The sequence below is a fragment of the Neisseria sp. P0008.S010 genome (assembly GCF_051962715.1).
Classification (GTDB): Bacteria; Pseudomonadota; Gammaproteobacteria; order Burkholderiales; family Neisseriaceae; genus Neisseria; species Neisseria elongata.
This window is the reverse complement of record NZ_JBQCVA010000416.1, coordinates 1-239: the sequence shown is the minus strand read 5'-3', so window position 1 is coordinate 239 and position 239 is coordinate 1. Positions and strand designations below refer to the sequence as shown.

The 239-nt window shown below is 71.5% G+C and carries 1 protein-coding gene; it reads left to right on the top strand.

Annotation, left to right across the window (positions count from 1 at the left end; translation table 11 throughout):
- A partial coding sequence (locus ACTHSL_RS14150) for a hypothetical protein (protein WP_440381754.1) occupies positions 1 to 239 on the top strand: 239 nt, incomplete at both ends.

Sequence of the window (239 nt, the reverse complement as noted above, 5' to 3'; positions counted from 1 at the left end):
GACTACAAGGGGCGTGGGCCGGGCACGCCAACCTACACCGAAGCCAGCGCGGCGCTGCGCGCCGCGATCGACACCCTCGACCAGGCCGATGGCGCGGCAGCCCAGGCCGCGCCGCTCGAAACGGTGCTGCGCGAGGCACGAGCCGAGGATGCCCTGACCCTCTGGCACCTCATCGATCGCGTCGACGTGTCCCTGGAGCCACTGGTCGTGGACAGGCTGTCGGCACTGGTGCCGATGCC